This is a genomic window from Clostridium sp. CM037, assembly GCF_055081095.1.
In genome coordinates this window covers 1-6,448 of the sequence record NZ_JBSJEN010000004.1, presented here as the reverse complement: position 1 = coordinate 6,448, position 6,448 = coordinate 1, and the positions used below count along the sequence as shown (strand labels likewise).

1 protein-coding gene, 1 tRNA gene and 3 rRNA genes are annotated in these 6,448 nt (G+C 44.3%); all 5 read right to left on the bottom strand.

The genetic code is table 11. The features are described from left to right. Positions 1 to 76, bottom strand: a tRNA-Lys gene (locus tag ACWJKP_RS20665). Between the two features lie 6 nt (positions 77 to 82). After that, a 5S ribosomal RNA gene (gene rrf / locus ACWJKP_RS20660) occupies positions 83 to 199 on the bottom strand. Between the two features lie 116 nt (positions 200 to 315). Beyond that, positions 316 to 3,241, bottom strand: a 23S ribosomal RNA gene (locus ACWJKP_RS20655). 292 nt (positions 3,242 to 3,533) lie between these two features. Beyond that, positions 3,534 to 5,051 (bottom strand): 16S ribosomal RNA (locus tag ACWJKP_RS20650). The 16S, 23S and 5S rRNA genes sit together here with 1 tRNA gene alongside, the layout of an rRNA operon. 523 nt (positions 5,052 to 5,574) lie before the next feature. Continuing rightward, positions 5,575 to 6,318 (bottom strand): peptidylprolyl isomerase, encoded by a 744-nt coding sequence (locus ACWJKP_RS20645; RefSeq protein WP_165415055.1) that lies wholly within the window; start codon positions 6,316 to 6,318, stop codon positions 5,575 to 5,577. Positions 6,319 to 6,448 lie beyond the last annotated feature (130 nt).

The following is a 6,448-nucleotide window of genomic DNA, read 5'->3' as shown; positions in this document are numbered from 1 at the left end:
TGGTGGCTTACCGGGGAATCGAACCCCGGACACCATGATTAAAAGTCATGTGCTCTACCAACTGAGCTAGTAAACCATGTTTACCTGGCGACAACCTACTCTTCCACAAGGTCACCCCTGCAGTACCATCGGCGCATTGAAGCTTAACCTTCGTGTTCGGTATGGGAACGGGTGTTACCTTCATGCCATAATCACCAGATTGAGAATATAAATATTCTCTGAAAATTGCACAGTGAATTAGTCTTTTCGCTCACGCTCAAAGCCTCGCTTCTTTCTTACGAAAGAAGTATATCGCATTACTTTTAATTATATATTTAGGTCAAGCCCTCGACTTATTAGTATTAGTCAGCTGAACATGTTACCATGCTTACACCTCTAACCTATCAACCTGGTGGTCTTCCAGGAGTCTTACTAACATCGCACTTACGTGCGAGTTATGGGAAATCTCATCTCAGGGTGGGCTTCACGCTTAGATGCTTTCAGCGTTTATCCCTTCCAAACATAGCTACCCAGCGATGCCACTGGCGTGACAACTGGTGCACCAGAGGTTTGTCCATCCCGGTCCTCTCGTACTAAGGACAGCTCCCTTCAAATTTCCTACGCCCGCGACGGATAGGGACCGAACTGTCTCACGACGTTCTGAACCCAGCTCGCGTGCCGCTTTAATGGGCGAACAGCCCAACCCTTGGGACCTACTTCAGCCCCAGGATGCGACGAGCCGACATCGAGGTGCCAAACCTCCCCGTCGATGTGGACTCTTGGGGGAGATCAGCCTGTTATCCCCGAGGTAGCTTTTATCCGTTGAGCGATGGCCCTCCCACGAGGTACCACCGGATCACTAAGCCCGACTTTCGTCCCTGCTCCACTTGTAAGTGTCGCAGTCAGGCTCCCTTCTGCCTTTGCACTCTTCGCGCGATTTCCAACCGCGCTGAGGGAACCTTTGGGCGCCTCCGTTACTTTTTTGGAGGCGACCGCCCCAGTCAAACTGCCCACCTAACAATGTCCTGTGACCAGATTCATGGCCTCCAGTTAGAACCTCAGTACTGTCAGGGTGGTATCCCAAGGATGACTCCACACAGGCTGACGCCCATGTTTCTCAGTCTCCCACCTATCCTGTACAGACAATACCGAAATTCAATGCTAAGCTACAGTAAAGCTCTACGGGGTCTTTCCGTCCAATCGCGGGTAGCAAGCATCTTCACTTGCACTACAATTTCGCCGGATGTGTTGTTGAGACAGTGCCCAAATCATTACGCCATTCGTGCGGGTCGGAACTTACCCGACAAGGAATTTCGCTACCTTAGGACCGTTATAGTTACGGCCGCCGTTTACTGGGGCTTAAGTTCATACCTTCGCTTGCGCTAAGTAATCCCCTTAACCTTCCAGCACCGGGCAGGCGTCAGCCCCTATACATCAGCTTTCGCTTTAGCAGAGACCTGTGTTTTTGCTAAACAGTTGCTTGGGCCTATTCTCTGCGACCTACTTACGTAGGCACCCCTTCTCCCGAAGTTACGGGGTCAATTTGCCGAGTTCCTTAACAACAATTCTTCCGATGGTCTTAGGATTCTCTCCTCACCTACCTGTGTCGGTTTGCGGTACGGGCACCAATATCCTCGATAGAGACTTTTCTTGGCAGCGTGGAATCAGATACTTCGGGAATAAATTCCCTTCCCCATCACATCTCAGCGTTAAGAGCAAACGGATTTGCCTGTCTGCTCCGCCTAAATGCTTAGACACACATCCAATAGTGTGCACATCTTATCCTCCTGCGTCATCCCATTTCTAATAACGTCCATTGGTGGTATCGGAATATCAACCGATTGTCCATCACCTACGCCTTTCGGCCTCGGCTTAGGTCCCGACTAACCCTGAGAGGACGAGCCTTCCTCAGGAAACCTTAGGTTTTCGACCGTTAAGATTCTCACTTAACTCTCGCTACTCATGCCAACATTCTCACTTCTGTACCGTCCACCACTCCTTACGGTATGACTTCAGCCAGTACAGAAAGCTCCTCTACCGCGTACACAATTGTGTACACCCATAGCTTCGGTGGTAAGTTTTAGCCCCGGACATCTTCGGCGCAGGATCTCTTGACTAGTGAGCTATTACGCACTCTTTAAATGAGTGGCTGCTTCTGAGCCAACATCCTAGTTGTCTTAGAAATCCCACATCCTTTTCCACTTAACTTACACTTTGGGACCTTAGCTGATGGTCTGGGCTGTTTCCCTTTTGACTACGGATCTTATCATTCGCAGTCTGACTGCCGAAATAAAAGTATATGGCATTCGGAGTTTGATAGGGTTCAGTAACTGTTGTCAGCCCCTAGCCCATTCAGTGCTCTACCTCCATTACTCAATTAATCGACGCTAGCCCTAAAGCTATTTCGAGGAGAACCAGCTATCTCCGAGTTCGATTGGAATTTCTCCGCTATCCACAGCTCATCCCATGGTTTTTCAACACCAACGTGGTTCGGACCTCCACGGAATTTTACTTCCGCTTCATCCTGGCCATGGATAGGTCACCCGGTTTCGGGTCTACGACATGCAACTATGCGCCCTATTCAGACTTGGTTTCCCTTCGGCTCCGTACCTTAAGTACTTAACCTTGCTACATATCGTAACTCGTTGGCTCGTTCTACAAAAAGCACGCCGTCACACATATAAAGTGCTTCGACCGGTTGTAGGCACACGGTTTCAGGTTCTATTTCACTCCCCTTCCGGGGTTCTTTTCACCTTTCCCTCACGGTACTTCTTCACTATCGGTCACTAGGTAGTATTTAGCCTTGGGAGGTGGTCCTCCCAGCTTCCCACAAGGTTTCACGTGTCTCGTGGTACTCTGGATTAGATCTGACTGTTTTTCCTTTTCATTTACAGGCCTATTACCTTCTGCGGAGCAGCTTTCCAGCTATCTTCAATTAAGGAATTGCAGTATTTATGATCTATCCTCAACCCCCAGATCAAAGACCTGGGTTTGGGCTCTTTCCCTTTCGCTCGCCGCTACTTAGGAAATCGATGTTTCTTTCTCTTCCTCCGGGTACTTAGATGTTTCAGTTCCCCGGGTCTACCTCTGCATACCTATTTATTCAGTATGCAGTACATAGTTGTTACTATGTGGGTTCCCCCATTCGGAAATCTTTGGATCACAGGCTATTTGCGCCTACCCAAAGCTTATCGCAGCTTAACGCGTCCTTCTTCGGCTCCTAGTGCCAAGGCATTCGCCATGCGCCCTTTGTAGCTTGACCTTGATTCTGTCTATTTACATAGACGGTTATATTAATTTTGCGAAATTGTATTAAATTAATTTATAAACTACTTGCGTAGTTTTAATTTTTTTAAAACAACTTTTTTCACTGTGCAATTTTCAAAGAACATTTTAAGAAAAACTATTCATTATCTAACTCCTAAGAGTTAGATAAAATTAGTCTCTCAAAATTAAACAGAGAACTAGGTACGATTAATTACAATAGATATTTTTGAAGAACAAATTAATATTCTTCTATTGCATCGACCGAAGTCAATACATCTACTCCCTAGAAAGGAGGTGATCCAGCCGCAGGTTCTCCTACGGCTACCTTGTTACGACTTCACCCCAATCATCAATCCCACCTTCGGCCGCTGGCTCCTTACGGTTACCTCACGGACTTCGGGTGTTACCAACTCTCATGGTGTGACGGGCGGTGTGTACAAGGCCCGGGAACGTATTCACCGCGACATGCTGATTCGCGATTACTAGCAACTCCGGCTTCATGTAGGCGAGTTGCAGCCTACAATCCGAACTGGGATGAGTTTTTGAGTTTGGCTCCACCTTGCGGTCTTGCATCTCTTTGTACTCACCATTGTAGCACGTGTGTAGCCCTAGACATAAGGGGCATGATGATTTGACGTCATCCCCACCTTCCTCCCGGTTAACCCGGGCAGTCTCACTAGAGTGCTCAACTTAATGGTAGCAACTAATGATAAGGGTTGCGCTCGTTGCGGGACTTAACCCAACATCTCACGACACGAGCTGACGACAACCATGCACCACCTGTCACCCTGTCCCGAAGGACTTCGCCCATCTCTGGGTTATGCAGGGGATGTCAAGTCTAGGTAAGGTTCTTCGCGTTGCTTCGAATTAAACCACATGCTCCGCTGCTTGTGCGGGCCCCCGTCAATTCCTTTGAGTTTTAATCTTGCGATCGTACTCCCCAGGCGGAATACTTAATGTGTTAACGGCGGCACCGAGGTTCGACCCCCGACACCTAGTATTCATCGTTTACGGCGTGGACTACCAGGGTATCTAATCCTGTTTGCTCCCCACGCTTTCATGCCTCAGCGTCAGTTACAGTCCAGTAAGTCGCCTTCGCCACTGGTGTTCTTCCTAATCTCTACGCATTTCACCGCTACACTAGGAATTCCACTTACCTCTCCTGCACTCTAGACACCCAGTTTCAAATGCAGCACCCAAGTTAAGCTCGGGTATTTCACATCTGACTTAAATGTCCGCCTACGCATCCTTTACGCCCAGTAAATCCGGACAACGCTTGCCACCTACGTATTACCGCGGCTGCTGGCACGTAGTTAGCCGTGGCTTCCTCCTCTGGTACCGTCATTATCGTCCCAGAAGACAGAACTTTACAACCCGAAGGCCTTCATCATTCACGCGGCGTTGCTGCGTCAGGGTTTCCCCCATTGCGCAATATTCCCCACTGCTGCCTCCCGTAGGAGTCTGGACCGTGTCTCAGTTCCAATGTGGCCGATCACCCTCTCAGGTCGGCTACGCATCGTCGCCTTGGTGAGCCGTTACCTCACCAACTAGCTAATGCGCCGCGGGTCCATCTCAAAGTGGAATTTTCCGAAGAAAAATCCTTTGATGTTTCGATCATGCGACCAAAACATATTATGCGGTATTAATCTCCCTTTCGGGAGGCTATTCCCCTCTTTGAGGCAGGTTACCCACGTGTTACTCACCCGTCCGCCGCTAATCCACCCCGAAAGGTTTCATCGCTCGACTTGCATGTGTTAGGCACGCCGCCAGCGTTCGTCCTGAGCCAGGATCAAACTCTCAATTTAAAAGTTTACACTTTTTTAGTTGAAATGATTAATCTGCGACAACTGTTAAGTTGTTACGCAAGCTCATTGCATACTTTTAGTCTTACGACTAAATTTTACTTTATACTAAAGTAATTAACTGGTTTAGCGAAATATTATTTCGCTATCTTTACCTATTTCTCTGTTTAATTTTCAAAGACCAATTTGTTTTGTCATCATGTGACGACTTCTACTATATTACTAGGTATTTCTTGTTTTGTCAACACTTTTATATGATATTTAAAATTTTTATATTTTTAATTTTAAAAATCTCTTTCTTTCCATTTGAAGTAACAATAGTAACTAGTAAGTAAAAACATCTAATAATATATGGTTTGTATTTATTCTTTATGATTATTACTCTCTCTATGGTTATTCCTATATTAATCTCATAATACAACTCCTGTAATATTAACGACTTCAGAAGGAGATTTATACTCCCGCTTATATCAGTGAGAGTATAAGTCTCCTTCTGAAATGCCGTTAAAACTATGGATATAACCTTTTATTTTATTTCTACATCATATTTGTTTTTTAATTCCGTTATGGCGCTTGTATATTTTTCATTTTGTTTTTGGTGTGAAATATTCTCCAAAATCATAGGCCTAGATTCTTCCAAGGATTTCACATCTTCTAGACTTTTCTCATCTAATTGTATTAAATGATATCCAAATTGAGTCTTAACAGGTTCACTTATTTCACCAACCTGTAGTTCAAAAGCTACTTTTTCAAATTCAGGAACCATTCTACCTCTAGTAAAACTACCTAAACTACCACCTTGCGCTGATGATGGACATTTAGAATATTTTTTAGCGGCTTCCTCAAAAGACATTCCATTAGTTATTTCCACTTTAATTTCTTGCATTTGCTCTAGGGTATCTACTAATATATGTTTAGCTGATGCAGTCTCGCCACTTTTAAACATTTGACTGTTATCTTTATAGTACTTTTGAATCTCTTCCTCTGTTATATCTAAATCAGCCATTATGTTTTTGACGCCTGCTTGTATTAAAACATCTTTTTCTATCAACTTCATTTGTTCTATATAGTCTGCATCTTTCTCCATATCATTATCAAGAGCATAATTATATATTAATTCAAAATTTATCATTTGATCTAAAAATTGTTTTTTACCTTCTTCTGTTTTGTAGTGCTCTTGCGTTTCCTGTGGAAATCTTAATAATGATCTTTTTATATCTTTTTCAGTTATTTTACTTCCATTTACTATAGCTAAAACTTTATTCTCCATAATTACTCTCCTTTAAAATTATTATAATTATATATCTTCATTATCATGATACCATAAAAATAATGAAAAAACACAATCAATAAAATGTTATTTAAAAATAAAAAAAGCACTTCATAAAGAAGTACTTTTT